Genomic DNA, 24,006 nt, shown 5'->3' with positions numbered 1-24,006 from the left:
TCCTGTCGGGTTGGGTTTACAGCGTCTGTTGCGGGGTGACTGTGTTGGCCGGCGAATTAACCCGGGCCTGGATACGAAATTCCCGTTGTCCATTGGCGTGTTCGAGGCGGGCGATCAGCTCACCGCCCTGCCAGTCATTACTGCGCAGAATCAGCGGCAGCCGCAGGCGGTTACTGCCCTGGGCCAGATCGGTCTGCCAGCTCAGCTCGCGGCGGCCGGGATAGCCGTCGATCTCGACGTGTTCGGGTAACTGCAGGGTCAGGCGGACATCCTCCAGCGCCTGCCGGCTGTGAAAGGCCAGCTGCACGGTCCGGGTTTGTTGTGGCGCCAGCGTGACCATGATCGTCCCGTCAGTCTCGCCGCTGCCGGAGAGGTTACCGGCCAGATAACCGGCGAACAGGGCGGTGACCAGCGCGCCGGCCGCGATCGATCCTTTCAGCCAGCCGCTTGTGGCGATGCGCCGCGGCCGGGTGGCGTGTTGCATGACGCGCCGGGCAAAGTCGGACGAGGGCGGCGCCACGGGCAGATCGCGCAATGCCTGTTGCAGCTCCCGGGCTGTGGCGTATTTCCGCCGGCAGCTATCACACTGTTGCAGGTGATCCTGCAGCGCGTCCTGAACGGTGGGCGGCACCTGGCCGTCAAGCCAGTCATCCAGTTGCTGTTGAAAAGTGGTGCAGTGGGTCATCGTCATCGGTTCGCTCCTTACTCGTTAACACGCTCGACGGGCGTGGAAGGTTCCCGCTCGGACGAAAAAATCTCACGCAAGCGGGCGCGAGCGCGGTGCAGGCGCGACTTGAGCGTGCCGCCGGGAATATCCAGCACCGCCTGCAACTGTGGCAGGGTGAACCCCTCCACATCGTGCAGCAGCACGACCAGGCGCTGCTCCTCGTTCAGTGAATCGATGGCCTGTTGCAAGTCGTGTTGCAGGCGGGTCTGTTCCAGGGCGTGATCGGGGGTATCCCGGCGCTGGTGCAGGTTGTCCAGAATCTCGTCACTGTGTGCGTCGTTCAGATCGGTGGGCGTGCGCTGCGATTTGCGCCGCGCATCGATGTACTGGCGATAGAGGACGGTCAGCAACCAGGCCTGCGGGTTATCCAGATGAACGAGGGGGGGCTGTTTCTCGAACAGGCGGGTCAGCAGTTCCTGGACCAGATCCTCGGCATCGTCGCGATTGCCGCACAGTCGAAACGCATAGCGATACAGCGCCGGCAGGTGCGGGCGCAGCTGTTGCTCAAACTGGCGGGCGCGGCGCCCGGCTAGCAGGGGGATTATGGCCATACCCTGTTACACGTTCGTGCGCGGCAAAAGGTTCCCTTCAGCTTTGTAAAATACCCTGCAAATGGGGGCGGAAGATAAAATAGACCGCTCCCAGCAGGCAGAGACCGGCCCACAGGAAATCCAGCCGCAGCGGCTCTTTCATATAAAAGTAGGCAAAAGGAACAAATACCGACAGGGTGATCACCTCCTGAAGAACCTTCAGCTGGCCCAGGTTCATCACCGTGTAGCCCGTGCGGTTGGCCGGAACCTGCAACAGGTACTCGAACAGGGCGATGCCCCAGCTGATCAGCGCCGCGACGATCCAGGGCTTGTGGGTCAGATCGCGCAGATGAGCATACCAGGCAAAGGTCATAAACACGTTGCTGGCCAGCAACAGACTGACGGTGATGCCGATGGGCGGTAAATTCAGGGACATAACGTTTACACTCCTTGAAGCGAGAAATAAGCGATTGCTTCGGACCGGGCAGGATTGAATCTGTCCAGAAGGCTGACAGCCTGTCGGCGAATTCTGACAGGAATCAGAGAAAAGCCCTACACGATTTTCAGCCTGGTCTGACAGGCAAAAAAGATTGCCCCCGCTATGCTTTTCGACCCTGACAAGGCATAAGGCGGTGATCACCATGTACCGGTTTGACGACGAAAAGGAACAGGCGCCGGCCCGCTCGGAGCGATTTTACGAGGTGAATGGCGAATGGTTTTTTGCGGTGCGCAAGGGTCCGGATCGGGGGCCGTTTGCCAGCAAGGAAGCGGCGCATGCCGCGCTGCGGACCTATATCGTGGAACAACTGGCCGAAGAGAAACACCGTCGCCCCGGCGGGCGGCGGTTTTCGTTGCGCTCATTGATCTGAGCCGCAAGGGCTCAGCTCGTCACGCCCATGGCCGGGCTGAGCCGTCCCGGTATTTTGAAATCGAGGAAATACTGATGGATCAACATGGTCCATGTCGTTGAACGGTTCGGTGTGGTTTCGTCGGCCCGGGCTTCAGCTCTTCCTGCCTATTAAACAAGTATATTTGTCCGGCGTTGCCGGAATTGTGCAAGCTATTGCCGGATGAGGTAGGTATCCATCCGCGTCGGCTGCGAGAGGTTTCCCGATTTGAAGGCCAGGCCAGGCCAGACCAACCCGGCACGGGCTCTCCTTTGTTCAGTCCCCGATTCTGGTATTTTTCGGGCGGGATTTCGAAAAAGCTTGAATGATAATACGTATCATTTAGAATATCACTCCTGTAGATTTCGAATTGAGAGGGGATCATGCTTCATTTTATGACAACGCGTTTTCCATGGCTGTTGGTAGCGGCTTTTGCCACTGCCCTTATGAGTGGTCCGGCCCGGGCCAGCGGCGAGATCGGTGATCATGTCAAGGATCTCAAGACCCACATTAATGAGTACACCAAGGAGGTTCACTGGTTGATCGAAAAGGTGGATGGCATCGTCGCCACTTATGAAAAACAGGGCGCCACGGCCGCCGAGCCGACCCAACTGGTGGATCACTGGGAAGCGGTGAAATTTCACGCCGCCATCGAAACCAATTATGTGCCGCTTTACGCCAACATCTGGCAGGGGTTGTACGGGGTTCAGGAGGCGATCATGAAAGAAAAACCGGTGGCCGAGGTGCGCCAGCAGCAGGCAATCCTGGAACAGGCGTTCTGGCAGTCACTGGGGGCGGTCAAGCTGGCCGCCAAACTGCAGGTCGAAGGCCACACCACGTCCGGGGGGAGCAAGGCCATGGGGCCCGTGGCAACGATCGATGAGATCAAACATAACCTCAGTGAAGTGGTGATCGAGTTTGCCGAGAAAGAGTATGAAGAGGCGAAGGAACTGGTGTATGAAACTTACCAGACCCGCTTCGAGGGCATTGAGGGCGCCTTGATCGAACAGGATGCCGCGCTGGTCGAAGATCTCGAGAAGGACTTCAATGTCACGTTGCCGCAGCAGCTCAATGCCGACGGCTCGATGGAAGTGGTGAAGCAGATCGTTGATGCCATGCAGCAAAAACTGGATCGGGCTCGCCAACTGCTGAGCGAGGCCGAAAAGAACAAGCGGGATGTCTTTTGAAATGCAGCGCCGGACTTTTTTGCAAAGCCTGACGGCGCTGCTCGCTAGCGGCGCGTTGCCGCCGGGGATAACCCGGACGCTGGCTGCTGATGCCGGCGCCGTGTCGGTGGAGTCGCTGCCGGCCCTGGAAGGGGATCTCACCCTCTACCTGGGCCGCGGCGAGGGAGGCCTGTATGAAGACGTGCTGGGGGCGATCAAAAAGCGCAACCCGAAGCTGAATCTGCAGATCCGTCGGGGGCCCACTGCGGCACTGGCCAATACCCTGGTGGCCGAGGCCAGGGCCGGCGTTAAACGGGCCGATCTGTTCTGGGCAGTGGATTCGGGCGCACTGGGTCTGGTTGGTGATGCCGGTCTGGCCCGGCCCTTGCCAGAGGATATCCGCAACCAGCTCAAAGCCGATTTTCGTTACCCAAACTGGTCGCCGGTCACCGGTCGGATTCGGACTCTGCCGTACAACACCGAACGGATCGCGCCCGAGCAGATCCCCGATGACATCATGGCACTGGCGGACAGCGATCTGAAAATCGGCTGGGCACCGGCCTATGCCTCGTTCCAGTCCTTTATCACTGCGATGCGCCTGCTTGAAGGTGAACAGGCCACCCGCGCGTGGCTGGGCAAGATGAAGAAGAAGTCGCGCAGCTATGCCGGCGAGCTGGGCGTGGTGCTGGCGGTCGAGCGCGGCGAGGTGGATGTCGGTTTTGCCAACCACTATTACACCCTGCGGCTGAAAACCGGCAAGCCGGACGCTAAAGTCGATCTGGCTTTCACCCATGATGATGCCGGCTGTCTGCTCAATGCCTCCGGGGTTATGGCCCTGAGCGAAGGGGAAACACCACGTAACTTTATTCGTTATCTGTTGAGTCGCGAGGTGCAGTCCTATCTGGCCGAGGAAGCCTACGAGATTCCGATGGTGCAGGGGGTGGCGATGCCCAAAGGCTTGCCACCGCTCAGGGACATTAACCCGCCCGGCATCGATCTGACCCGGTTGGCCGATCTGCGCCCCACACTCGATCTGATGCGCGACGTCGGCGTGCTATGACCCGGTTCCCCCGTTCCTATCCGGTGGCGGCGTTGGTCGCGCTGGCGGCGCTGGCGCCTATCGGGGTGCTGATCGTGCTGGGCGCCGATGCCGCGCAGTGGTTCGACAGCCACACCCTGGGCATTTTGATCAACACCTTGCTGTTAACCGGCTTTACGGTGATCGGCTCGGTATTGCTGGGTGTGCCGCTGGCCCTGCTGACCGCCTACGTGGAGCTGCCGTTTCGCCGCCTGTGGCTGATCGCCCTGGCCGCACCGCTGGCCATGCCCAGTTACATCGGCGCGTTTACCTTTTATGCCGCCTTTGGCCCCGGCGGCGAGATCGAAAATCTGATCGGCTTGCCGATGCCCAGCGTGCATGGCCTGGCCGGGGCGACGCTGGTGATGACGCTCTACACTTTTCCCTTTGTGTTGCTGACAACTCGGGCCTCGTTGCGCAGCCTCGATGGCAGCCTGGTCCACGCCTCGCGGATTCTCGGGTTGTCCCTGGCCATGAGCCTGTGGCGCGTGGTGCTGCCGCGGGTGCGCAATGGCATCGCCGCCGGCGCACTACTGGTGGCGCTGTACACCCTGTCGGATTTTGCCACCCCGGCGATCATGCGCCTGGATACCTTTACCCGGGTGATCTTCGTCGAATACAACGCCTTTGGTCTGGCTCAGGCGGCGATGCTCTCGTTGCAGTTGCTGGTCATCGTCGCCGTGGTGCTCTATCTGGAATCCCGCGTGGGGACATCGCGCGAACAGCCCGGGCGCACCCTGTCGCTGTGGCCCAGTCGCTGGCACATTGCCGGGGCCTCGGTGGCGGTGTTGATCGTGGCGGGCCTGGCTATCGGGCTGCCCCTGTTCATCTTTGCCCAGTGGCTGATCCGCGAGGGCAGCGGCGGCTTCGATCCGGTCTATGCCTGGAACTCGGCCTACAGTTCGCTACTGGCCGCACTGGTGGCCGTCGTGCTGGCGGTGCCGGTGGCCTACGCCGCCATTGCCGGGCGGGCCGGGCGCTTGATGGAGCGGATCACCTATCTGGGCTTCGGCGTGCCGGGCATCGTCATGGGCACGGCGCTGGTTTACGTGGGCCTGCAGTTGCCGTTGCTCTATCAGACGCTGGCCCTGCTGGTGCTGGCTTATGTCATGCGTTTCATGCCGCTGGCAGTGGGCTCGGTGCGTTCCACCGCCGAGCGCATGGACGACAGTCTGATCTATGCCGCCCGTAGTCTGGGCGCGACCCACCGTGAAGCGTTCCGCCGTGTTACGCTACCCCTGACCCTGCGTGGCATCGTCGCCGGCGCCGCACTGGTCTTTCTGGAGGCCATGCGCGAGTTGCCGGCGACCCTGATGTTACGCCCCACCGGTTTTGAAACCCTGTCGACCTATCTGTGGCGGGTGTACGAAGCCGGCTATTTCGGGCGGGCGGCGATTCCCGGCCTGTTGCTGGTACTGATTTCCGGAATTGCGCTGGCCTTCATGCTCTCGGGCGAACGGCGTGCCGAGCTGACCATGTTAAACGACGAGCGATCCTGATGCTGAATGTAGAGAACCTGTGTGTGCGCTATGGCGACACGCCGATTGTTAAACACCTCGATGTCAGCCTGGCCGAGCACGAGATTCTGATGCTGGTCGGACCCACCGGTTGTGGCAAGACCACTGTGCTGTATGCCCTGGCCGGGCTGGTCCCCATGTGCGACGGCACTATCCGCCTGGGTAACCGGGTTATCACACCCCGTCACCACGTACCGCCGGAGAAGCGCCATGTGGGCATGGTGTTCCAGGATTTCGCGCTGTTTCCGCATCTGAACGTCGAGCAGAACATCGCCTTTCGTCTGAGCGACACGTCCAGCGTCGATCACTGGCTCGAACTGCTGGGGCTGCAGGGTCTGCGTTATGCCATGCCCGGTAACCTGTCCGGCGGACAGAAACAGCGGGTCTCGCTGGCCCGCGCCCTGGCGCATGAACCGGCGCTGCTATTGCTGGATGAGCCGCTGTCCAACCTGGATGCCGCGCTCAAGGACAGTCTGCGCTGGGAGATCCGCAGCGTGTTGAAAGAGGCGGGCGTGCCGGCCATCTGGGTGACCCATGATCAGGAAGAGGCCCTGTCAGTCGGGGATCGGGTCGGGATCCTCAACCAGGGTAACCTGGAGCAGGTCGATACCCCCGAGGCCTGTTTCACCCGGCCGGCCAGCCGGTTCGTGGCGCGGTTTCTGGGCGAGGCCAGTTTCCTGCCCGGACAACTGGAAAAGGATCGGGTCCACACCCGGCTGGGCGCGGTGCCGGCGGCCCCGGTGGGCGGCGCCTCCGGCGAGGTGGACCTGTTGTTACGCCCGGACGATCTGTCGCTAATGCCGTCGGCGAATGGTAACGGTGTTATTGAGTGGGGGCGCTACGAAGGCGGAAGCCGGTTGTACGGCGCCCGGGTGGATGACGGGCCGGTACTGCAGGCGCGGGTTAACCACGAGATCCATCTGGCGCCCGGCGATCGGGTGGCGCTGGAGGTGATTACCACGCATCCACTGGCGGTCTTCGAGCGAAACCAATCCGGGACACTCACGTCGCTTCCCGGCGAAGCCCCGCGTGTTGCCAATGTCGGCTAGGCGATTGCCACAGACGTGCCGACGCGCAAACATCTTACCGACACTGCAAAGAGAGTCATCAGCATGGAACAGCGCATCGAACAGCTGGAAACCCGGGTCGCCTTTCAGGACGAGACGCTAAACCGGCTCAGCGAGATTATTGCCGAGCAGCGCCGGGAGCTTGATCAGTTACAACAGGAAATGGCCGAGCTGAAAGCAAGATTCCGGGAAATCCGCCTCTCCGCCGTTAATCCGCAGGAGCAGGAGAATCCGCCGCACTATTGAGCGGCTCGCGGCCGTCAAAGGGCGTGACGCGGACACGCTCCCCGGTGATCACATCTGTGATTGCAGGTAATTCTGCAAGCCAACCTTGTCGATCAGCTCCAGCTGGGTCTCCAGCCAGTCGATGTGCTCTTCCTCGCTTTCCAGGATCGATTCGAACAGTTACCGGCTGACGTAATCCTGTTTGGATTCGCAATATTCGACCGCCTGAATAAAAGCTCCCAATACCCCGCTCCCTCCGCTGTAGGGTGGAACAAGCGAAGCGGTTCCACCTGAACCCCGGCAACACCGGGATCCGTCGCGTTGCCCCTTGATCCAGGCGACTCAGTAAAATGGACGGGTATTCGGAACGCCTATTTAGCGCAGCAGCGGCACGGCTTCTTGTTCGATGGTGAGATCGCCTTTGGCATTTCGGTGACGTTCTCGCCTTGTAGACTGGCCGGAACCTGGCTGGTCAGAGGGTGGCGTCGCCCCGGTTGGGGGTGTGAAAGTAGAGCAAAGGTGCGAGCCGGGTCGCGGGTGGCAACCCGGTAAACCGCAGCGATCAGGCGACCTGACAGGCGGCGTCGAGACTGGCGATCTCTTGCTTTGTTTGCCGGATGACCTCGCGGGCGCACTGGGCACAGCGGCCGCAGTTGCTGGCCACGCCAAGTTGCTGGCGCACATGGCGCAGGCTGTCAGCGCCGTCGATCACGGCGTCGCGGATCTGGGTGTCGGTAACGCCTTTGCAAAGACAAACATACATTGTGTATTCCTGCCCGGTGGTTAATCTTGGTTTCTACTATATCTAAATGAGAATGATTGTCAATACTATTTTTTGTCTGGATCGGCGGCAGGGGAACATGTCCAGGCCGATCGTGTGCGGGACTGACGAGCGGTGGGCGGGTACCGGGGGCAGCCCCAGGCTGGCCCTGTTGCAACAAGCGGAGGCGGCCCCGATCGTCGTCGCGGGTTAACACCCCCACCACCCCTGTCACCAGCGCAGGGTAATAAAGCAGAGCGGTCCTTCGGTGTGATTACCAGTGCAGGGCGCGAAGCCGTGAAATCTTCTTGCGTTGATGGTTTTGCATGACTTTCAGCACCGCGCTCAATGAGCGCAGCGCATCGAGAATATAGGGACCCTTGTTCAGCATGACGCATTCCGCCCGCACACTCATGGCGGCATCGGTGAACTCCGGACGGGAGCGAACCCCGGTTTTGGCGATCGATTCCATGACCTGAGTTGCCCAGATGACCGGTACATGCGCGGCCTCGCACAGCCAGAGTATTTCTTCCTGTATTTCAGCCATACGCACGCTGCCAAGCTCTACAGCCAGATCACCACGGGCGATCATGACCGCGAACGAGTGATTACTGAACATACTGGCAAAGAGAATATCAGGCAGATTTTTCACGGCATTCGTCGTTTCAATCTTGGCAATGACAGGCATGTCGCTCGAATTGCGATCGGCCAACTCGGCGATCAGTTCATGCATATCATCAGCCGTTTCGATAAAAGAAAAACCAACCATATCTGAATGCTGGCAGATAAAATCCAGGTCCACTCTGTCTTTGGCGGTCAATGCGGGCAGGTTGAGTCGCGTGTCGGGAAAGTTGAGGCCCTTGTCAGGCTTTAGTTTGGCGCCTGTCGGGCCGGCCCGGGTGATACGCAGGACAAGGTGGTCATCGAATTTCTGGATAACCTGGGCACCGATTTTCCCGTCATCGAACCAGACCGGCGCACCCGGCTCGAGAATATCGATGACTGCCGGGGCGGTACAGCCGATGCTGGCCGGAACCAGCAATTCTCCATTTTCACTATATTCAGCCGGGTGGCCGTGATCTGACCGTTTGTGAAGATGCAAAATGTCGCCAGCACGCAAGCGAATGTTGCCTGACAGGTTATTGACTTGAGGATAGTGAAATGACTGCAGGGTTTTATAGGCGCTGCCGCTCAGGCGTTGCCATTCAATAACCGTGTTCGCCAGAAGACGAATATTTTTGTGCACATAACCAAACATGGAGTCAGGCTGCGTGATGGTGGCTATAGTCACATGACGCCGTTTGCCTTTGGCGTCGACAAAACAAAGTCGATCATCTTCGGCGAGCTGACTGAAAATCGCGTCAGGCACGATAAAAGGTGTATGAGTATCGGGTTCGCGGGTGGTTAGCTCATTTGCAAGTCTGACAGGCAAAATGGCGAACTCCGTTCTTCCGCTGGCAGAAGATTTTCTGTTGTGCCTGAAAACGGTCGAATCAGCTGCAGGCCTGATTTGTCCGGTACGGATTTTGTGTCCGGCAAGGTCCATCAGAACCCGGCACGATGAGTGCATCTCCCGATTGGCCTGACGAACATGTTTAATCATTGATCGCCAGGTAAACGGATCATCATGCGCACAGTTGATTCTGGCGATATTCATCCCTTGACGAATCAGATCATAGATGGCGCTGTAATCATGAGCCGTGTCACTGGATAAGGTCACCATGATGCGTGTCGTTCGATTGGCCGGTGAAGCCCCCAATGCCTGGTCCGAATTTTGGTCGAGTATCTCGAAACCTTCCCTGAAACCGGGCCACGGCAATCCGGGATCGAGTTGTAGTGGATCACCAAGGATCTGTCCGAGAATATTGATGATATTACTCAGATTGGCAAAGACATGAGCTTCGGCACGCCCAAGTGAGGAGAGCCCCGCTTCCGCCAGTTCTTCCTGCAACGGCCGTAAATCGATTTCACGCAGGGCCAGATAGTGCGCCAGATTAACGATACTTTTATTGACGGTTTCCGGCGGTGCCGTGGTGCGCTGGTTCTCCAGTCGATAGGCGCCGTGCTGGACTACGTGGCGAGCAAGACGATGGATCTGGTCCTGCAGGTGTTTAAGCTTGCTATAGTGGTCTTCACGATATAATGGGTGCATGACAAAATTGTAACCGGGAATTTTGAAGCTGATATTGCGGTTTTATGACAGTGCGTGTTTAACCGTTTAAAGCCCGGGAAATTGAGTGATAATTACCTATGCGGAAAGTGGATATGACAAATCTGCTCACCATAAATGCTGAACCAATAAGGGAATGGCTGGATGGTGGCAACCTGAATGATGAGAAACAGATACATCAGCTTCGAGTATGTATAAAAAAACTGCGTTCTCTGTTAAGGCTGATCCGGGATTTATCCGATGCAGACATTCCGGTAACGAAAATGGGCGACACCCTGAAATCAATGAGTCAATGTTTGTCGGGCCAACGGGATTATGATGTTGTCTGCGGGATTCTGTGCGCCAAAGCGGAGGAAGAAGAGGACGTTTCCCATAGAGAAAGCTTTATTCTGATCCAGAAACTTCTGGGTCAGGCATATCAAACAACGGTTCCAGAGCCGGCTCAGCTACGTGACTCGGGACAGATTGTTGTGACGGCGATCGATGAGTTGCCATCGATCGAACTGTCAAAAAAGAAATTGGCTGAATATCTGTCGGCCAATGCAAGAAGGATTTGTAAAAAAGGGCACAAGGCGCTGGCTACAGCGGGCTGTGTTCAGCTACACAAGCTCAGAAAAAGGGTAAAAACGCTGTTTTACCAGCTCACGATTCTGTCCGAGGCAGGATTTGACATAGATTTGCCAACAAAAAAGCTGAAAAAACTCGGCAACAGGTTGGGCAAAATTCACGACTATTGTGTGCTGGAAAACATGCTCGATGAATTACGCAACAACGATGCAACAAGCGAGAAAATCCAGCAGGCGGATTGGCAGCGAGTACAAAAGTATAGCAACGCTCAACGGCAGCAATATCTGACGCAGTCGAGCAAACTGCACCGCAAATGGTGCCGCCAGCAGAACCGGGTTGCCGAAAAGGCTTGATGCAAGTGGCGGTCCGCGCTTCCGGTGAGGCGTTCACCCGGTTCGTCGTTCCGGGCCACAGGCTGCGCCCGCCAGAGTATTTGCCCGATGGCGAAATAGTAAACAGCCGCGTACAATATCTCACCCGATTCATCAGGCTTCAGGCACATGTTTTATCAGGATAAATTCGATGTCATCGTAGTGGGTGGCGGCCACGCCGGGACCGAGGCGGCGCTGGCCGCGGCCCGGGCCGGTGTGCGCACATTATTGCTGACCCACAACATCGAGACCCTGGGCCAGATGAGCTGCAATCCGGCCATCGGCGGTATCGGCAAGGGTCACCTGGTCAAGGAAGTGGACGCGCTGGGCGGGCTGATGGCCCGCGCCACCGATCGGGCCGGGATCCAGTTTCGCATCCTCAACGCCAGCAAGGGCCCGGCGGTGCGCGCCACCCGCGCCCAGGCCGACCGCGCCCTGTATAAACAGGCGGTCCGCCTGGCGCTGGAGATCACCCCCAACCTGACCCTGTTCCAGCAGGCGGTGGAGGATCTGATCGTCGAGGGCGATCGGGTGGTCGGGGTCGAGACCCAGATGGGTTTGAAATTTGCCGCCGGGGCGGTGGTGCTGACCGTCGGTACCTTCCTGGGCGGGCGCATCCATATCGGTGAGTCCAATTACGAAGGCGGCCGGGCCGGTGATCCGCCGGCCAATGCGCTGTCGCGGCGCCTGCGCGAGCGGCCCTTCACGGTCGATCGGCTCAAGACCGGCACCCCGCCGCGCCTGGATGGCAAGAGCCTCGATTTTTCCCAACTGGAAACCCAGCATGGCGATGATCCGGTGCCGGTCTTCTCGTATATGGGTCGAGCCGAAGAACATCCGGCGCAGGTGCCCTGCCATATCACCTACACCAGTGAGCAGACCCACGACATCATCCGCGGCGGACTGGATCGCTCGCCCATGTACAGCGGCGAGATCGAAGGGGTCGGGCCGCGTTACTGCCCGTCCATCGAGGACAAGGTGGTGCGCTTCGCGGATAAAAACGCCCACCAGGTATTTGTCGAGCCCGAAGGCCTGAGTACCCACGAAGTCTATCCCAATGGCATCTCCACCAGTTTGCCCTTTGATGTGCAGCTGGATCTGGTGCGCTCGATCAAAGGCTTCGAAAACGCCCACATTACCCGCCCCGGTTACGCCATCGAATACGACTATTTCGACCCACGCGATCTGAAATCGTCATTGGAAACCAAACATCTGCCGGGGCTGTTCTTCGCCGGGCAGATCAACGGGACCACCGGTTATGAAGAGGCCGCCGCCCAGGGGCTGCTGGCCGGGATCAATGCGGCCCTGCAGATCCAGGATAAAGAACCCTGGTGCCCGGCGCGCGACGAAGCCTATCTGGGCGTGCTGGTGGACGATCTGATCACCGCCGGGACCCAGGAGCCCTATCGCATGTTCACCAGTCGCGCCGAGTACCGCCTGATGTTGCGCGAGGACAACGCCGATCTGCGCCTGACCGAAAAAGGCCGCGAACTGGGGCTGATCGACGACGCGCGCTGGACCGCGTTCGAACAAAAACGCGAGGCAGTCGAACAAGAGCTGCAACGACTGCGTTCGACCTGGGTGCACCCGGACAAGCTCCCGACACAAAAACAGGAACAGCTGCTGGGCAAGAAACTGTCGCGCGAGGCGACCCTGCACGATTTGCTGCGCCGCCCCGAAGTGCGTTATGCCGATCTGGCTTTGCTGACGGATGGTGACGAGTGTGCCCCGGATCCGGTGGTCGCCGAACAGGTGGAGATCCAGGCCAAGTACGCCGGTTATATCGAGCGCCAGCAGACGGAGATCGCCCGCCAGCGGCGTAATGAAGCGACCGCGCTGCCGCTGGATATGGACTATCACGCGGTCAAGGGCCTGTCCGCCGAGGTTTGCGAGAAGCTCAACCGGATTCGTCCGGCGACGATCGGTCAGGCGGCGCGGATTTCCGGGGTCACGCCGGCGGCGATCTCCCTGCTGCTGGTACATCTGAAAAAGCGAGACGCCGGCAAGTCGGCCGAGCGGGCGGCCGGCTGAGTCTCAGGCCAGCGCTTCCTCCACCAGCGGCTTCAGCTCCTGTAGATCCACCGGCTTGTTCAAAAAGCCGCAGGCCCCCTGTCGAATCGCCCAGATATTGTCCGACATCTGTTCCTTGGTGGTGACGATCAGCACCGGAATATGGGCGGTCTTTTCTGTGCGGGTGATTTCACGCGTGGCGCGAAAGCCGTTCATGCCGGGCATCACAATGTCCATGAGGATCAGATCCGGGAGCAGGTCGTTTGCCTTTTTGACTCCCTCCTCGCCATCGGTGGCGACACTGATCTCGAAATCGCCAATCTGGCCGAGCTGATCCGTCAGGGCCTGCACATCGGTGGGGGAGTCATCGACTATCAGAATGTGTTTGCGAGCCATAAGTTACCTCGACTTGATTCGCACGACGTTTGCCGGGTACGGCCGCCGTGACGGTGCTTTGGTTGGCTATCGGCACAATCCCGTGATGATTTAGGGGTTTTAGCCGCCAGGGATAAATGATGGCGGGGCGATGGGCAGCCGGGGTCTGGATCTTTACAATGGCCGACGACAGACCGGGAGAAGGTCTGCGGCGAAGTCGGGTTATCTCTGGTGCCCCCGCCACCGTCGGCTTCGCCATAACAACAATCCAACTGGAGGAGGAAATTCCATGAAACGTCTAACTGTCTTTATTCTGGGGCTTTGTCTGCTGCCGGCCGCCTGGGCCGGGGATGTGCCGGGACTGGTGGTCAAGCAAAGTCCGCACAGCGCCGCCGAAACCCTCGATCGGCTGGAGAACGTGCTGAAGAAAAAAGGCATCGGCATCGTCACCCGCTGGAACCACGCCGAAAAAGCCGCCGGAGTCGATATTCCGTTGCGCGATACCGAGCTGTTGCTGTTCGGCAACCCGGCGCTGGGCAGTCACATGTTCACCAGCCAGCAAACCGCCGGGATCGATCTGCCGATGAAGGCGCTGGCCTGGAAAGATGAAAACGGGCAGGTCTGGCTGGGCTATAACGATCCGCAGTACATCGCCGATCGCCACGGCATTAGCAACCGTTCCGAGATCATTGCCAGGATGCAGGGCGCGCTCGACAAGCTGAGCGACGCGGCGATCGCCCGCTAGATCGGAACGCCGCACAGTGGACAAAACACTGTCGGATCAGCTGTCGCGGCGGGCGGGAGAATTGCCCTTCTCCCTGCCGCCGCAGGCTCAACAAAAACTGCTGGATTTCATTGCCTTACTGGATAAGTGGAACCATGCTTACAATCTGACAGCGGTGCGCCAGCCGGCGCAGATGATCCCCCGGCATCTGATGGATTCGCTGGTGGTGATGCCCTATCTGCAGGGTGAGCAGATTCTCGATGTGGGCAGTGGCGCCGGTCTGCCCGGCATTCCGCTGGCACTGGCCTGTCCCGCGCGACAGTTCACCCTGCTCGACAGCAACGGCAAAAAGGTCCGTTTTATGCGCCAGGCCGTGGCCCAGCTGGGGCTGGAAAATGTAACTGTGGTACATTCGCGGGTGGAGCAGTTCCAATCCTCACCGGGCTTCGATACTATCATTGCACGTGCCTATGCGACCCTCGGGGAGCTGGTGCGAGGCGCGCGCCATCTGTGCCGGCCCGACGGCCGGTTTCTGATCATGAAAGGGGCCTACCCGGTGGCGGAGCTCGATGATCTGAGTGCGGATTTCGAGCTGGAAGCGAGCCATTCATTACGCGTCCCCGGACTGGAAGCGGAGCGTCATCTGTTAGTGGTCCGGCATGTCGCCGGCCGGCACTGAGCCGGTATACAGGGGAATCAGAACATGGGCAGAACCATTGCCATTGCCAATCAAAAAGGCGGGGTCGGCAAGACCACCACCTGTATCAACCTGGCCGCCTCCCTGGCTGCGACCAAGCGCCGGATCCTGCTGGTGGATCTCGATCCGCAGGGCAACGCCACCATGGGCAGCGGGCTGGACAAAAGCAACCTGCCCCTGACCACCTGCGATCTGCTGCTGGACGAGGCGGGGGTCGAACAGATTCTGCAGCGTCCGGAGGGCATTGGCTATGACGTGCTGCCGGCCAACAGCGATCTGACCGCGGCGGAAGTTGCGCTGATGAACAGCCCCGATCGTGAGCGTAAATTACGTGATTGTCTTAAAAATGTCCGCGATCAGTACGATTACATCCTGATCGATTGCCCGCCCTCGCTGAACATGCTGACCCTCAATGCCCTGGTGGCGGCCCAGTCGGTCATGATCCCGATGCAGTGCGAGTACTATGCGCTGGAGGGGTTGTCGGCCCTGCTCAATACCATCGAACGTATTCGTAACAGCGTCAATCCGGAACTGAAAGTGGAAGGCTTGCTGCGCACCATGTTCGATCCGCGGAACAATCTGGCCAACGACGTTTCCGGGCAGCTGATTTTCCATTTTCCGCAGCAGGTTTATCGCACGGTGATCCCGCGCAACGTGCGCCTGGCCGAAGCTCCCAGTCACGGCCTGCCGGTGATCAATTACGACAAGAGCTCGCGTGGCGCGCTCGCCTATCTGGCCCTGGCCGGGGAGATCCTACGCAAGGATCAGGGCGGGCTGGGCACCCGGGAAGCCAGTATCCTGGGCACGAGTGCCGGAGGAGCAGGTTAATCATGGCCGGTAAGAAACGCGGACTGGGTCGCGGACTCGATGCGCTGCTGGGGGCGGCCGCCTCGCCGCCGGTGCAAACGACCACCGAAGAAGGTGAGGTCGCCCTGCCCGAGCCCGATCAACATCCCCAGGGCGATCACCTGCGCATGCTGCCGGTGGATGTGATTCATAAAAGCCGTTATCAGCCGCGGCACGATTTTCCCGAAGAGAGTCTGCAGGAGCTGGCCGACTCCATCAAAGCCCAGGGGGTGGTCCAGCCCATCGTGGTACGCCCGCACAGCCAGGCCGGTCACTTCGAACTGATCGCCGGTGAACGCCGCTGGCGCGCCTCGCAACTGGCCGGGTTGCACGAGATTCCGGCGGTCGTGCGCGATGTGCCCGATCAGGCCGCCATGGCCATGGGGCTGATCGAAAATATCCAGCGCGAGGAGCTCAATCCCATCGAGGAGTCGATGGCTCTGCAGCGGCTAATCGAGGAATTCGGCCTGACCCATCAGCAAACCGCCGATGCGGTCGGCCGCTCGCGGGCCGCCGTGTCCAATCTGCTGCGCCTGCTGAGTCTGGAGCCGGCGGTGAAGGAACTGCTGGAATCGGAACAGATGGAGATGGGCCACGCCCGGGCCCTGCTGGCCCTGCAGGGGGGTGCCCAGATCGAGGCGGCACGGCAAGTGGCCCAGCGTGGTTTGTCGGTGCGCGAGACCGAAAACCTGGTGCGTAAGCTTTCGCAACCGGCCAAACCCAAAAAGTCGAACCAGAACAAGGACCCCGACATTCGTCGCTTCGAAGACGATCTGTCGGAAAAGCTCGGCGCCAGAGTACAGATCCAGGGCGATAATAAAGGCAAGGGCAAGTTGATTATTCAATACAATAGTCTGGATGAACTGGACGGCATCCTGGCTCATATTAAATAGTGATTAGCGCTATACCGGTTTCGCTATACCTCACGTTAGCCATTGAAAATTAACCGTTTTTATAAAAAGGCGGATAAACTCTGGTGATGTGCCCATCATTGACCCTGTCGGGTCGACCCCATATACTACGCGCCCTTGATACCTGAGGTTCCGCTCGGAGGGCAGGCACCAAGTGACCCACTTCGGCATGCCCAATGCGGCGAAGATTGCCTTCCGACGTACGCTCCTGAGGTTGATCCTGATTCAGGTGGTGCTGACCACGGCAGCCGCAATCGTGATGTTCCTGCAAAAGGGAATGGATTTCACTCTGGCGACACTGTTTGGTGGCGCCGTGGGTATCGCCGGTGCCCTGGCGGGTGCCTGGCGGATAAGTCTGGCAACAGAGTCCGATAATGCAGCGGCTGATAATAATGTGCTGCGCATGGCCGAGTTTTACAAGGCCACCCTGTTCCGCCTGCTTACCATCATCGGCGGACTGGCGCTTGGCATGGTGGTACTGGAGCTCGAAGCGATGGGGATTCTGATCGGCTTTATCGCTGCCCAGCTCGGCTATTTTTTCGCCCGTCCGTTGCGCGCCCGCTAAATTGGCGACCGGGGCACAAGATTTCACGTTATAAAATTTGGATCCGACACAACAATGGCAAGCGAATTAACTTCAAAAGAGTATATACAGCACCATTTACAGAACTGGACCTATGGCCAGCATCCCGACGGCAGCTGGGGCTTCGCCCATAGCGCGGCCGAAGCCCGGGAAATGGGTTTCTGGGCAATCCATGTCGATACCATGCTCTGGTCCATCGTCCTCGGCGCCCTGTTTTTATGGCTGTTCCGCAAGGCGGCCAAAACCGCCAGTGCCGAAACCCCGAGCGGCTGGCAGAACTTTGTCGAATGGATTTCCGAATTTATCGACACCAGCGTGCGTGGTTCTTTCAGTGGCAAGAACAATCTGGTCGCACCGCTGGCCCTGACCATTTTCATCTGGATCTTTTTGATGAATCTGATGGATCTGGTGCCGGTCGACTGGCTGCCCTCGCTGGCCGGCTGGGTCGGCTCCAGCGTGTTCGGCGTCGATCCCCATCACGTTTACTTCAAGGTGGTTTCCACCACCGATCCGAATGCCACCTTCGGTATGGCCTTAGCGGTGTTCTATCTGATTTTGCACTACAGCATCGCCAACAAGGGCGTCGGCGGTTTCCTGGGCGAGCTGACCATGATGCCGTTCCAGGCCAAGAATCCGCTGGTGCAGGCGCTGTTTATCCCGGTCAACTTTATTCTGGAATTCGTGTCCTTGATTTCCAAGCCGATTTCACTGGCCCTGCGACTGTTCGGCAACATGTACGCGGGTGAGATGATCTTCATTCTGATCGCGCTGATGTACAGCGGCGGTCTGGCGATGGGCATTTTTGGCGGCTTCCTGCAACTGGGTTGGGCCATTTTCCATATTCTGATCATTACGCTGCAGGCATTCATCTTCATGACCCTGACCATCGTATATCTGGATATGGCGCAGTCGGAACACTGACGTAAAAAGTTTTTATTTTTTGTTATTTAACGTTTAAAGCTACAGGAGAAAACAATGGAACAAGCTCTGTTATACATCGCAGGTTCTCTGATGTTGGGTCTGGGTGCACTGGGTGCCGCGGTTGGTATCGGTGTTCTGGGCGGTCGTTTCCTTGAAGGTGCTGCCCGTCAGCCGGAACTGATTCCGATGCTGCGTACCCAGTTCTTCATCGTCATGGGTCTGACCGACGCGGTTCCGATGATCGCCGTGGGTATCGCCCTGTATATTCTGTTCGCCGTTGCTGCCTAAGTTTAAGAATAGTCGAGTAACCGAGACAGACATTCGAACTAATCAACCAAGGTTCTGGCGATGAATATCAACTTAACTCTCATAGGCCAAACGATTACGTTCATCGTGTTCGTGTGGTTCTGCATGAAATTCGTGTGGCCACCGATCATGAGCGCGCTGAACGAGCGCAAGAAAAAGATAGCCGATGGCCTTGCCGCAGCCGAGCGCGGCGCGCATGAGAAAGAGCTGGCTGAAAAGAAGGCGGCAGAAGTTCTGCACGAAGCCAAACAGCAGGCTCAGGACATTATCAACCAGGCTCAGAAGCGTGCTTCCGAGATTGTTGAAGAGTCCAAAGAAACCGCGCGCAGCGAAGGCGAACGCATCATTGCAACGGCCCAGGCCGAAATCGAACAGGAAGTTAACCGCGCCCGCGAAGAACTGCGTGGCCAGGTCGCTTCACTGGCGGTTAGCGGCGCCGGCAAGATCCTCAAGCGTGAGATCGATGCCAAGGCCAACGAAGATCTGCTCAAGGATCTGGTCGCGCAAATTTAATCCAGGGGTCTGAACTATGGCAGAAAAAAGCACCATTGCACGCCCCTATGCGCAGGCCGCGTTCGATCTGGCAAAGCAGCAGGGCAAATTAAAAGAATGGTCCGAGATGCTGCAGTGGCTGGCCGCCGTGGCGGCGGATGATGCCGCGATGGATCTGGTCGGCAGCCCGGAAGTCAGCAAGGACGCAAAGGTCAAGCTGTTCGTCGATATCTGCGGTGACAAGCTCACCGCAGATGGCAGCAACCTGCTCAAGGTTCTGGCGGATAACAAACGCCTGGATGTACTTCCCGAAATTGCCGAGCAGTTCGAAGAACAACGCGCAGAAGCAGAAAAGACGGTTGAAGCGGAAGTGACGACGCCCTATCCGCTCTCTGACGATCAACAGCAGGCCATGATCGCCGCGTTGAAAAACCGTCTGGGTCGTGAAGTGACACTGGTCAACAAGACCGATGAGTCACTCATAGGTGGTGCGATCATCCGCGCCGGAGACCTGGTCATTGATGCTTCTGTCACCGGTCAGCTGGAGCGGCTGACCAACACACTGACGCATTAAAGGCTTTCAACAAGGATATCAATCATGCAACTGAATCCATCTGAAATCAGCGAGCTGATCAAGAAGCGCATCGAAGGTTTCGAAGCCGCTTCTGAAGCTCGCAATGAAGGTACCGTCGTGGCCCTGGCCGATGGCGTAGTCCGCATTCACGGTCTCGACGACGTCATGGCGGGTGAAATGATCGAGTTTCCCGGCAACACCTTTGGTATGGCGCTCAACCTCGAGCGCGATTCCGTCGGTGCGGTAATCCTCGGTGACTACGAACATCTTACCGAAGGCGACAAGGTCAAATGTACCGGTCGTATCCTGGAAGTGCCGACCGGCGAAGCCCTGCTGGGACGCGTGGTCGACGCGCTGGGTAATCCCATCGACGGCAAGGGCCCGATCGAAAACGCGGTTTCCGCCCCGGTCGAAAAAGTGGCCCCGGGCGTGTACTGGCGTAAGTCGGTTGACCAGCCGGTGCAGACCGGTCTCAAATCCATCGACGCGATGGTGCCGGTTGGCCGCGGTCAGCGTGAGTTGATCATCGGTGACCGCCAGACGGGTAAAACCGCTGTGGCCATCGACGCCATCATCAACCAGAAAGGCACCGGCGTGAAATGTATCTACGTCGCCGTCGGCCAGAAGCAGTCTTCCGTGGCCAGCGTGGTACGCAAGCTGGAAGAACACGGTGCTATGGAACACACCATCGTGGTCGCCGCCGGCGCTTCCGAATCCGCGGCCATGCAGTTTTTGGCACCCTATGCCGGTTGCTCCATGGGTGAATACTTCCGCGACCGCGGTGAAGACGCCCTGATTATTTACGACGATCTGACCAAACAGGCCTGGGGTTATCGCCAGGTTTCCCTGCTGCTGCGTCGTCCGCCGGGTCGTGAAGCCTATCCCGGTGACGTGTTCTATCTGCATTCGCGTCTGCTGGAACGTGCCGCGCGGGTTAACGAGGAATTCGTCGAGAAGGCTTCCAACGGTGAAGTTAAAGGCAAGACCGGTTCATTGACCGCCCTGCCGATCATCGAAACCCAGGCCGGTGACGTGTCTGCCTTCGTACCGACCAATGTTATCTCCATCACTGACGGTCAGATCTTCCTGGAATCGGATCTGTTCAACGCGGGTATCCGTCCGGCGATCAACGCCGGTCTGTCGGTATCCCGTGTTGGTGGTGCCGCCCAGACCGCCATCATCAAGAAACTCGGTGGTGGTGTGCGTCTGATGCTGGCCCAGTATCGTGAGCTGGCGGCCTTTGCCCAGTTTGCTTCTGACCTGGACGAGTCCACCCGCAAGCAGATCGAGCGTGGTCAGCGTGTTACCGAACTGATGAAGCAGAATCAGTACGCGCCAATGAGCGTGGCCGAACAGGCATTTTCGCTGTTCGCCGCCAATGAAGGCTACCTGGACGACGTCGAAGTGAAGAAGATCGTCGATTTCGAAAAAGCCTTGCAGGCGTATCTCAAGTCGAACCAGGCGGACCTGCTCAAGCAGATCAATGACAGTGGTGACTACAACGACGAGATTGCGGCTTCCATGAAGGATGCAATCGAGAAATTCAAAGCCACCAGTACCTGGTAAGCGAGGTTATCGCAATGGCGAGCGGCAAAGAAATACGCACTCAGATCAATAGCGTTAAAAATACGCAGAAGATCACCAGCGCCATGGAAATGGTGGCGGCAAGCAAGATGCGCAAGGCCCAGGATCGGATGGCCAGCTCTCGTCCCTACGCGGACAAGATGCGGGGTGTTATCGATCATCTGGCCTTTGCCCATCCCGAATATCACCATGCGTATCTGCAGGAACGCGATGTCAAGCGGGTCGGTTATATCATCATTTCATCCGATCGCGGTTTGTGCGGCGGCCTGAACAACAACATGTTCAAGGCTGTGCTCAACGACATGAAGCAGTGGCAGGAACAGAATGTCGATATGGACTTCTGCACCATTGGTCAAAAATCGCTGGCGTTCTTCAAGCGGCTGACGGGCAACATCAAGGCGCAGACCACCCATCTTGGCGATGCACCGTCGCTGACCGATGTCATCGGTACTGTCAAGGTGATGCTGGATGCGTATGACAACGGCGAGATCGACCGTTTGTTCGTGGTCTATAACCGCTTCGTCAATACCATGACCCAGCAGCCGACGATCGAACAGTTGCTGCCGGTGGCTTCCGCCGAACGGAACAAAGAACTCGAATACCACTGGGATTACATTTACGAACCGGATGCCAAGGAAGTCTTGGATGGCCTGCTGGTACGTTACATCGAATCCCAGGTTTATCAAGGTGTTGTAGAGAACGTCGCCTGCGAAATGGCGGCCCGGATGGTGGCCATGAAGGCCGCTTCCGACAATGCCGGCAACCTGATTGATGACCTGCAGCTGGCCTACAACAAGGCCCGCCAGGCCGCCATTACCCAGGAGCTGTCCGAAATCGTCTCGGGCGCCGCGGCGGTATAACCGATTTCAAGCAAAGTTACAGGGGAACTGACAATGAGTTCTGGAAAAATCGTACAAATCATCGGCGCGGTCATCGACGTGGAATTCCCGCGCGACCGGATGCCGAAAGTGTATGACGCACTGACAGTCGAGGAAACCGGCCTGACTCTCGAAGTCCAGCAGCAGCTGGGTGACGGCGTGGTTCGTACCATCGCCATGGGCAGCTCGGAAGGGATCAAGCGTGAAACCGCGGTGGCCAATACCGGCGCGCCAATCACCGTGCCGGTGGGTCTCAAGACCCTCGGTCGCATCATGGACGTGCTGGGTAACCCGGTGGACGAACAGGGTCCGATCGGTGCCGACGATTCCATGCCGATTCATCGCAAGCCGCCGACCTATGCCGAACAGGCGACCGGGATCGAAATCTTCGAAACCGGCATCAAGGTTATCGACCTGGTCATGCCCATCGCCAAGGGCGGTAAAATCGGGCTGTTCGGGGGTGCGGGTGTTGGTAAAACCGTAACCCTGATGGAGCTGATTCGTAACATCGCGATGGAGCACAGCGGTTATTCCGTCTTCGCGGGTGTCGGCGAACGTACTCGTGAAGGGAACGACTTCTATCACGAAATGACCGAATCGGGCGTACTCGACAAGGTGGCCCTGGTTTACGGTCAGATGAACGAGCCGCCGGGTAACCGTCTGCGTGTCGCCCTGACCGGTCTGACCATGGCCGAGTACTTCCGTGACGAAGGCCGTGACGTACTGATGTTTATCGATAACATCTACCGTTACACCCTGGCCGGGACCGAAGTCTCCGCCCTGCTGGGACGTATGCCCTCCGCGGTAGGCTATCAGCCGACCCTGGCGGAAGAGATGGGTGTCCTGCAGGAACGTATTACCTCCACCAAGACCGGTTCCATCACCTCGTTCCAGGCCGTTTACGTTCCCGCGGACGATTTGACCGACCCGTCGCCGGCGACCACCTTCTCGCATCTGGATGCGACCCTGGTACTCTCCCGTCAGATCGCCGAGCTGGGTATCTACCCGGCGGTGGATCCGCTCGATTCCACCTCGCGCCAGCTGGACCCGCTGGTTGTCGGTGAGGAACACTACGACGTGGCCCGTAACGTCCAGGGTACCCTGCAGCGCTACAAGGAGCTGAAGGATATCATCGCGATCCTCGGAATGGACGAACTGTCCGAAGAAGACAAACTGGCTGTGTCCCGCGCGCGTAAAATCCAGCGCTTCCTGTCGCAGCCGTTCTTCGTGGCGGAAGTGTTCACCGGCGCCCCCGGTAAATACGTTTCCCTCAAAGACACCATCCGTGGCTTCAAGGGCATTGTTGAAGGTGAGTACGACAACATCCCGGAACAGGCCTTCTACATGGTGGGCACCATCGAGGAAGCCCTGGAGAAAGCCAAGTCCCTGTAATCGGGCGAGGAGTGAAACATGGCCATGACCATGCATCTTGACATCGTAAGCGCCGAAGCGGAGATCTTCTCCGGGACGGCCGAAATTGTGGTGGCGCCGGCCAGTACCGGTGAGGTGGGGATCTATCCCCGCCATACCCAGCTGCTGTCCCCCCTCAAGCCCGGCGAGGTCCGCGTGACCAAAGAGGGTGGCGAGGAGGAAAGCTTCTACGTCTCCGGCGGGATCCTCGAGGTTCAGCCGCATCACGTGACCGTGCTGTCGGATACCGCCGTGCGGGCCCACGACCTGGACGAAGCCGCGGCCCTGGAAGCCAAGCAGGCCGCCGAGCAGGAGCTCAAGGATCGTTCCGGCGAAATGGAGCTGGCCGAGGCCCAGGCCAAACTGGCCGAGGCGGTGGCCCAGCTGCAGACCATCCAGAAGATGCGCAAGAAACGCTGATCGTCACCCGACAATGGATGTGTCAGAGCAAAGGGGCAGTTGTTATACTGCCCCTTTGCTATTTTGGGTACCACTGATCAAGTCATTCCGGCGGAAGCCGGAATCCAGTAACTGATTTATCCGGACCCCGGCTTTCGCCGGGGTGACGATCTGGCCCCGGCTTTTGTCGGAGTGATGAACAGAGGCGCAGGTCAGGTTGCGCACAGCGCT

Annotated in this window: 27 protein-coding genes and 1 pseudogene; 21 read left to right on the top strand and 7 right to left on the bottom strand. The window is 58.6% G+C overall.

Features of this window, described 5'->3' with window-relative positions; genetic code table 11:
- Positions 1-16: 16 nt before the first annotated feature.
- Genes U5K34_RS05055 through U5K34_RS05045 form a run of 3 tightly spaced genes read right to left on the bottom strand, consistent with a single transcriptional unit; the run spans position 17 to position 1,693 of the window.
- A complete protein-coding gene (locus U5K34_RS05055; protein WP_322567383.1) occupies positions 17-691 on the bottom strand; it encodes an anti-sigma factor family protein in 675 nt (224 codons plus the stop codon).
- A gap of 11 nt (positions 692-702) precedes the next feature.
- Positions 703-1,278: an RNA polymerase sigma factor gene (locus tag U5K34_RS05050; protein WP_322567382.1), complete on the bottom strand. Its 576-nt coding sequence runs from the start codon at positions 1,276-1,278 to the stop codon at positions 703-705.
- A 37-nt stretch (positions 1,279-1,315) separates the two neighbouring features.
- The gene (locus U5K34_RS05045; protein ID WP_322567381.1) at positions 1,316-1,693 is read right to left on the bottom strand and encodes a DMT family protein; all 378 of its coding nucleotides are present in this window, start codon (positions 1,691-1,693) and stop codon (positions 1,316-1,318) included.
- Between the two features lie 205 nt (positions 1,694-1,898).
- Here U5K34_RS05045 and U5K34_RS05040 point away from each other — a divergent pair, with 205 nt between their 5' ends.
- The 6 genes from U5K34_RS05040 to U5K34_RS05015 all read left to right on the top strand — a co-directional run bounded on the left by U5K34_RS05040 (position 1,899) and on the right by U5K34_RS05015 (position 7,218).
- The gene (locus tag U5K34_RS05040) at positions 1,899-2,126 is read left to right on the top strand and encodes a DUF6316 family protein (RefSeq protein WP_322567380.1); all 228 of its coding nucleotides are present in this window, start codon (positions 1,899-1,901) and stop codon (positions 2,124-2,126) included.
- Between the two features lie 413 nt (positions 2,127-2,539).
- Entirely contained in the window at positions 2,540-3,331 is a 792-nt protein-coding gene (locus U5K34_RS05035) for a hypothetical protein (RefSeq protein WP_322567379.1), read from the top strand.
- Between the two features lies 1 nt (position 3,332).
- A complete protein-coding gene (locus U5K34_RS05030) occupies positions 3,333-4,370 on the top strand; it encodes an extracellular solute-binding protein (protein WP_416224049.1) in 1,038 nt (345 codons plus the stop codon).
- Positions 4,367-5,887, top strand: coding sequence for an iron ABC transporter permease (locus tag U5K34_RS05025; protein ID WP_322567377.1), 1,521 nt, complete (start codon positions 4,367-4,369; stop codon positions 5,885-5,887). Before U5K34_RS05030 ends, U5K34_RS05025 begins: the two co-directional genes overlap by 4 nt.
- A complete protein-coding gene (locus U5K34_RS05020; protein WP_322567376.1) occupies positions 5,887-6,954 on the top strand; it encodes an ABC transporter ATP-binding protein in 1,068 nt (355 codons plus the stop codon). The genes U5K34_RS05025 and U5K34_RS05020 overlap by 1 nt, the downstream gene beginning before the upstream one ends.
- 63 nt (positions 6,955-7,017) lie before the next feature.
- Positions 7,018-7,218 carry a SlyX family protein gene (locus U5K34_RS05015; protein ID WP_322567375.1) on the top strand — a complete coding sequence of 67 codons (201 nt, stop codon included), beginning with the start codon at positions 7,018-7,020 and terminating at the stop codon, positions 7,216-7,218.
- Positions 7,219-7,266: 48 nt separating this feature from the next.
- Here the strand turns inward: U5K34_RS05015 and U5K34_RS05010 are convergent.
- The 3 genes and pseudogenes from U5K34_RS05010 to U5K34_RS05000 all read right to left on the bottom strand — a co-directional run.
- Positions 7,267-7,422, bottom strand: a pseudogene (locus U5K34_RS05010) (ferritin-like domain-containing protein); the annotation flags it as partial.
- A 337-nt stretch (positions 7,423-7,759) separates the two neighbouring features.
- Positions 7,760-7,960 (bottom strand): bacterioferritin-associated ferredoxin, encoded by a 201-nt coding sequence (locus U5K34_RS05005; protein WP_322567374.1) that lies wholly within the window; start codon positions 7,958-7,960, stop codon positions 7,760-7,762.
- Positions 7,961-8,231: 271 nt separating this feature from the next.
- Positions 8,232-10,109, bottom strand: coding sequence for a pyruvate kinase (locus U5K34_RS05000; protein ID WP_322567373.1), 1,878 nt, complete (start codon positions 10,107-10,109; stop codon positions 8,232-8,234).
- 113 nt (positions 10,110-10,222) lie between these two features.
- Here U5K34_RS05000 and U5K34_RS04995 point away from each other — a divergent pair, with 113 nt between their 5' ends.
- Both U5K34_RS04995 and mnmG read left to right on the top strand, forming a co-directional pair.
- Positions 10,223-11,047 carry a CHAD domain-containing protein gene (locus U5K34_RS04995; protein ID WP_322567372.1) on the top strand — a complete coding sequence of 275 codons (825 nt, stop codon included), beginning with the start codon at positions 10,223-10,225 and terminating at the stop codon, positions 11,045-11,047.
- 147 nt (positions 11,048-11,194) lie between these two features.
- Complete coding sequence (gene mnmG / locus U5K34_RS04990) at positions 11,195-13,096, top strand: tRNA uridine-5-carboxymethylaminomethyl(34) synthesis enzyme MnmG (protein WP_322567371.1); 1,902 nt, start codon at positions 11,195-11,197, stop codon at positions 13,094-13,096.
- Between the two features lie 3 nt (positions 13,097-13,099).
- Here the strand turns inward: mnmG and U5K34_RS04985 are convergent, their stop codons facing one another.
- Positions 13,100-13,471: a response regulator gene (locus U5K34_RS04985; RefSeq protein ID WP_322567370.1), complete on the bottom strand. Its 372-nt coding sequence runs from the start codon at positions 13,469-13,471 to the stop codon at positions 13,100-13,102.
- A gap of 268 nt (positions 13,472-13,739) precedes the next feature.
- Between U5K34_RS04985 and U5K34_RS04980 the strand changes: the two genes are divergently transcribed.
- The 13 genes from U5K34_RS04980 (at position 13,740) to U5K34_RS04920 (ending at position 23,796) form a co-directional block, all read left to right on the top strand.
- On the top strand, positions 13,740-14,195 hold the full coding sequence (locus tag U5K34_RS04980; RefSeq protein WP_322567369.1) for a DUF302 domain-containing protein: 456 nt from the start codon (positions 13,740-13,742) through the stop codon (positions 14,193-14,195).
- A 16-nt stretch (positions 14,196-14,211) separates the two neighbouring features.
- Entirely contained in the window at positions 14,212-14,853 is a 642-nt protein-coding gene (rsmG, locus tag U5K34_RS04975; RefSeq protein ID WP_322567368.1) for a 16S rRNA (guanine(527)-N(7))-methyltransferase RsmG, read from the top strand.
- A 24-nt stretch (positions 14,854-14,877) separates the two neighbouring features.
- Positions 14,878-15,699: a ParA family protein gene (locus tag U5K34_RS04970; RefSeq protein ID WP_322567367.1), complete on the top strand. Its 822-nt coding sequence runs from the start codon at positions 14,878-14,880 to the stop codon at positions 15,697-15,699.
- Between the two features lie 2 nt (positions 15,700-15,701).
- A complete protein-coding gene (locus U5K34_RS04965) occupies positions 15,702-16,610 on the top strand; it encodes a ParB/RepB/Spo0J family partition protein (protein ID WP_322567366.1) in 909 nt (302 codons plus the stop codon).
- Between the two features lie 172 nt (positions 16,611-16,782).
- Positions 16,783-17,193 (top strand): ATP synthase subunit I, encoded by a 411-nt coding sequence (locus U5K34_RS04960; protein WP_322567365.1) that lies wholly within the window; start codon positions 16,783-16,785, stop codon positions 17,191-17,193.
- Positions 17,194-17,247: 54 nt separating this feature from the next.
- Complete coding sequence (gene atpB / locus U5K34_RS04955; RefSeq protein ID WP_322567364.1) at positions 17,248-18,132, top strand: F0F1 ATP synthase subunit A; 885 nt, start codon at positions 17,248-17,250, stop codon at positions 18,130-18,132.
- Positions 18,133-18,186: 54 nt separating this feature from the next.
- Positions 18,187-18,420, top strand: coding sequence for a F0F1 ATP synthase subunit C (gene atpE / locus U5K34_RS04950; protein WP_134080306.1), 234 nt, complete (start codon positions 18,187-18,189; stop codon positions 18,418-18,420).
- A 60-nt stretch (positions 18,421-18,480) separates the two neighbouring features.
- Positions 18,481-18,951 carry a F0F1 ATP synthase subunit B gene (locus tag U5K34_RS04945; protein WP_322567363.1) on the top strand — a complete coding sequence of 157 codons (471 nt, stop codon included), beginning with the start codon at positions 18,481-18,483 and terminating at the stop codon, positions 18,949-18,951.
- Positions 18,952-18,967: 16 nt separating this feature from the next.
- Positions 18,968-19,504, top strand: a complete 537-nt coding sequence (locus tag U5K34_RS04940) for a F0F1 ATP synthase subunit delta (protein ID WP_322567362.1) — start codon at positions 18,968-18,970, stop codon at positions 19,502-19,504.
- 24 nt (positions 19,505-19,528) lie between these two features.
- Entirely contained in the window at positions 19,529-21,070 is a 1,542-nt protein-coding gene (gene atpA, locus U5K34_RS04935; protein ID WP_416224037.1) for a F0F1 ATP synthase subunit alpha, read from the top strand.
- Positions 21,071-21,084: 14 nt separating this feature from the next.
- The gene (atpG, locus tag U5K34_RS04930; protein WP_322567361.1) at positions 21,085-21,948 is read left to right on the top strand and encodes a F0F1 ATP synthase subunit gamma; all 864 of its coding nucleotides are present in this window, start codon (positions 21,085-21,087) and stop codon (positions 21,946-21,948) included.
- Between the two features lie 33 nt (positions 21,949-21,981).
- Complete coding sequence (gene atpD / locus U5K34_RS04925; RefSeq protein ID WP_322567360.1) at positions 21,982-23,358, top strand: F0F1 ATP synthase subunit beta; 1,377 nt, start codon at positions 21,982-21,984, stop codon at positions 23,356-23,358.
- Positions 23,359-23,376: 18 nt separating this feature from the next.
- A complete protein-coding gene (locus U5K34_RS04920; protein WP_322567359.1) occupies positions 23,377-23,796 on the top strand; it encodes a F0F1 ATP synthase subunit epsilon in 420 nt (139 codons plus the stop codon).
- Positions 23,797-24,006 lie beyond the last annotated feature (210 nt).

Origin of the sequence: Thiohalophilus sp. (assembly GCF_034521165.1) — a bacterium.
Taxonomy (GTDB): Bacteria; Pseudomonadota; Gammaproteobacteria; order UBA6429; family Thiohalophilaceae; genus Thiohalophilus.
The sequence above is the reverse complement of the archived record's forward strand: the minus strand, read 5'-3'. Positions and strand labels throughout refer to the sequence as shown.

Bases quoted from the DNA above. Each gene is read 5' to 3' on its own strand.
- U5K34_RS05055 (WP_322567383.1), bottom strand. From the start codon at position 691: ATGACGATGACCCACTGCACCACTTTTCAACAGCAACTGGATGACTGG.
- U5K34_RS05050 (WP_322567382.1), bottom strand. From the start codon at position 1,278: ATGGCCATAATCCCCCTGCTAGCCGGGCGCCGCGCCCGCCAGTTTGAG.
- U5K34_RS05045 (WP_322567381.1), bottom strand. From the start codon at position 1,693: ATGTCCCTGAATTTACCGCCCATCGGCATCACCGTCAGTCTGTTGCTG.
- U5K34_RS05040 (WP_322567380.1), top strand. From the start codon at position 1,899: ATGTACCGGTTTGACGACGAAAAGGAACAGGCGCCGGCCCGCTCGGAG.
- U5K34_RS05035 (WP_322567379.1), top strand. From the start codon at position 2,540: ATGACAACGCGTTTTCCATGGCTGTTGGTAGCGGCTTTTGCCACTGCC.
- U5K34_RS05030 (WP_416224049.1), top strand. From the start codon at position 3,333: ATGCAGCGCCGGACTTTTTTGCAAAGCCTGACGGCGCTGCTCGCTAGC.
- U5K34_RS05025 (WP_322567377.1), top strand. From the start codon at position 4,367: ATGACCCGGTTCCCCCGTTCCTATCCGGTGGCGGCGTTGGTCGCGCTG.
- U5K34_RS05020 (WP_322567376.1), top strand. From the start codon at position 5,887: ATGCTGAATGTAGAGAACCTGTGTGTGCGCTATGGCGACACGCCGATT.
- U5K34_RS05015 (WP_322567375.1), top strand. From the start codon at position 7,018: ATGGAACAGCGCATCGAACAGCTGGAAACCCGGGTCGCCTTTCAGGAC.
- U5K34_RS05005 (WP_322567374.1), bottom strand. From the start codon at position 7,960: ATGTATGTTTGTCTTTGCAAAGGCGTTACCGACACCCAGATCCGCGAC.
- U5K34_RS05000 (WP_322567373.1), bottom strand. From the start codon at position 10,109: ATGCACCCATTATATCGTGAAGACCACTATAGCAAGCTTAAACACCTG.
- U5K34_RS04995 (WP_322567372.1), top strand. From the start codon at position 10,223: ATGACAAATCTGCTCACCATAAATGCTGAACCAATAAGGGAATGGCTG.
- mnmG (WP_322567371.1), top strand. From the start codon at position 11,195: ATGTTTTATCAGGATAAATTCGATGTCATCGTAGTGGGTGGCGGCCAC.
- U5K34_RS04985 (WP_322567370.1), bottom strand. From the start codon at position 13,471: ATGGCTCGCAAACACATTCTGATAGTCGATGACTCCCCCACCGATGTG.
- U5K34_RS04980 (WP_322567369.1), top strand. From the start codon at position 13,740: ATGAAACGTCTAACTGTCTTTATTCTGGGGCTTTGTCTGCTGCCGGCC.
- U5K34_RS04970 (WP_322567367.1), top strand. From the start codon at position 14,878: ATGGGCAGAACCATTGCCATTGCCAATCAAAAAGGCGGGGTCGGCAAG.
- U5K34_RS04965 (WP_322567366.1), top strand. From the start codon at position 15,702: ATGGCCGGTAAGAAACGCGGACTGGGTCGCGGACTCGATGCGCTGCTG.
- atpB (WP_322567364.1), top strand. From the start codon at position 17,248: ATGGCAAGCGAATTAACTTCAAAAGAGTATATACAGCACCATTTACAG.
- atpE (WP_134080306.1), top strand. From the start codon at position 18,187: ATGGAACAAGCTCTGTTATACATCGCAGGTTCTCTGATGTTGGGTCTG.
- U5K34_RS04945 (WP_322567363.1), top strand. From the start codon at position 18,481: ATGAATATCAACTTAACTCTCATAGGCCAAACGATTACGTTCATCGTG.
- U5K34_RS04940 (WP_322567362.1), top strand. From the start codon at position 18,968: ATGGCAGAAAAAAGCACCATTGCACGCCCCTATGCGCAGGCCGCGTTC.
- atpA (WP_416224037.1), top strand. From the start codon at position 19,529: ATGCAACTGAATCCATCTGAAATCAGCGAGCTGATCAAGAAGCGCATC.
- atpG (WP_322567361.1), top strand. From the start codon at position 21,085: ATGGCGAGCGGCAAAGAAATACGCACTCAGATCAATAGCGTTAAAAAT.
- atpD (WP_322567360.1), top strand. From the start codon at position 21,982: ATGAGTTCTGGAAAAATCGTACAAATCATCGGCGCGGTCATCGACGTG.
- U5K34_RS04920 (WP_322567359.1), top strand. From the start codon at position 23,377: ATGGCCATGACCATGCATCTTGACATCGTAAGCGCCGAAGCGGAGATC.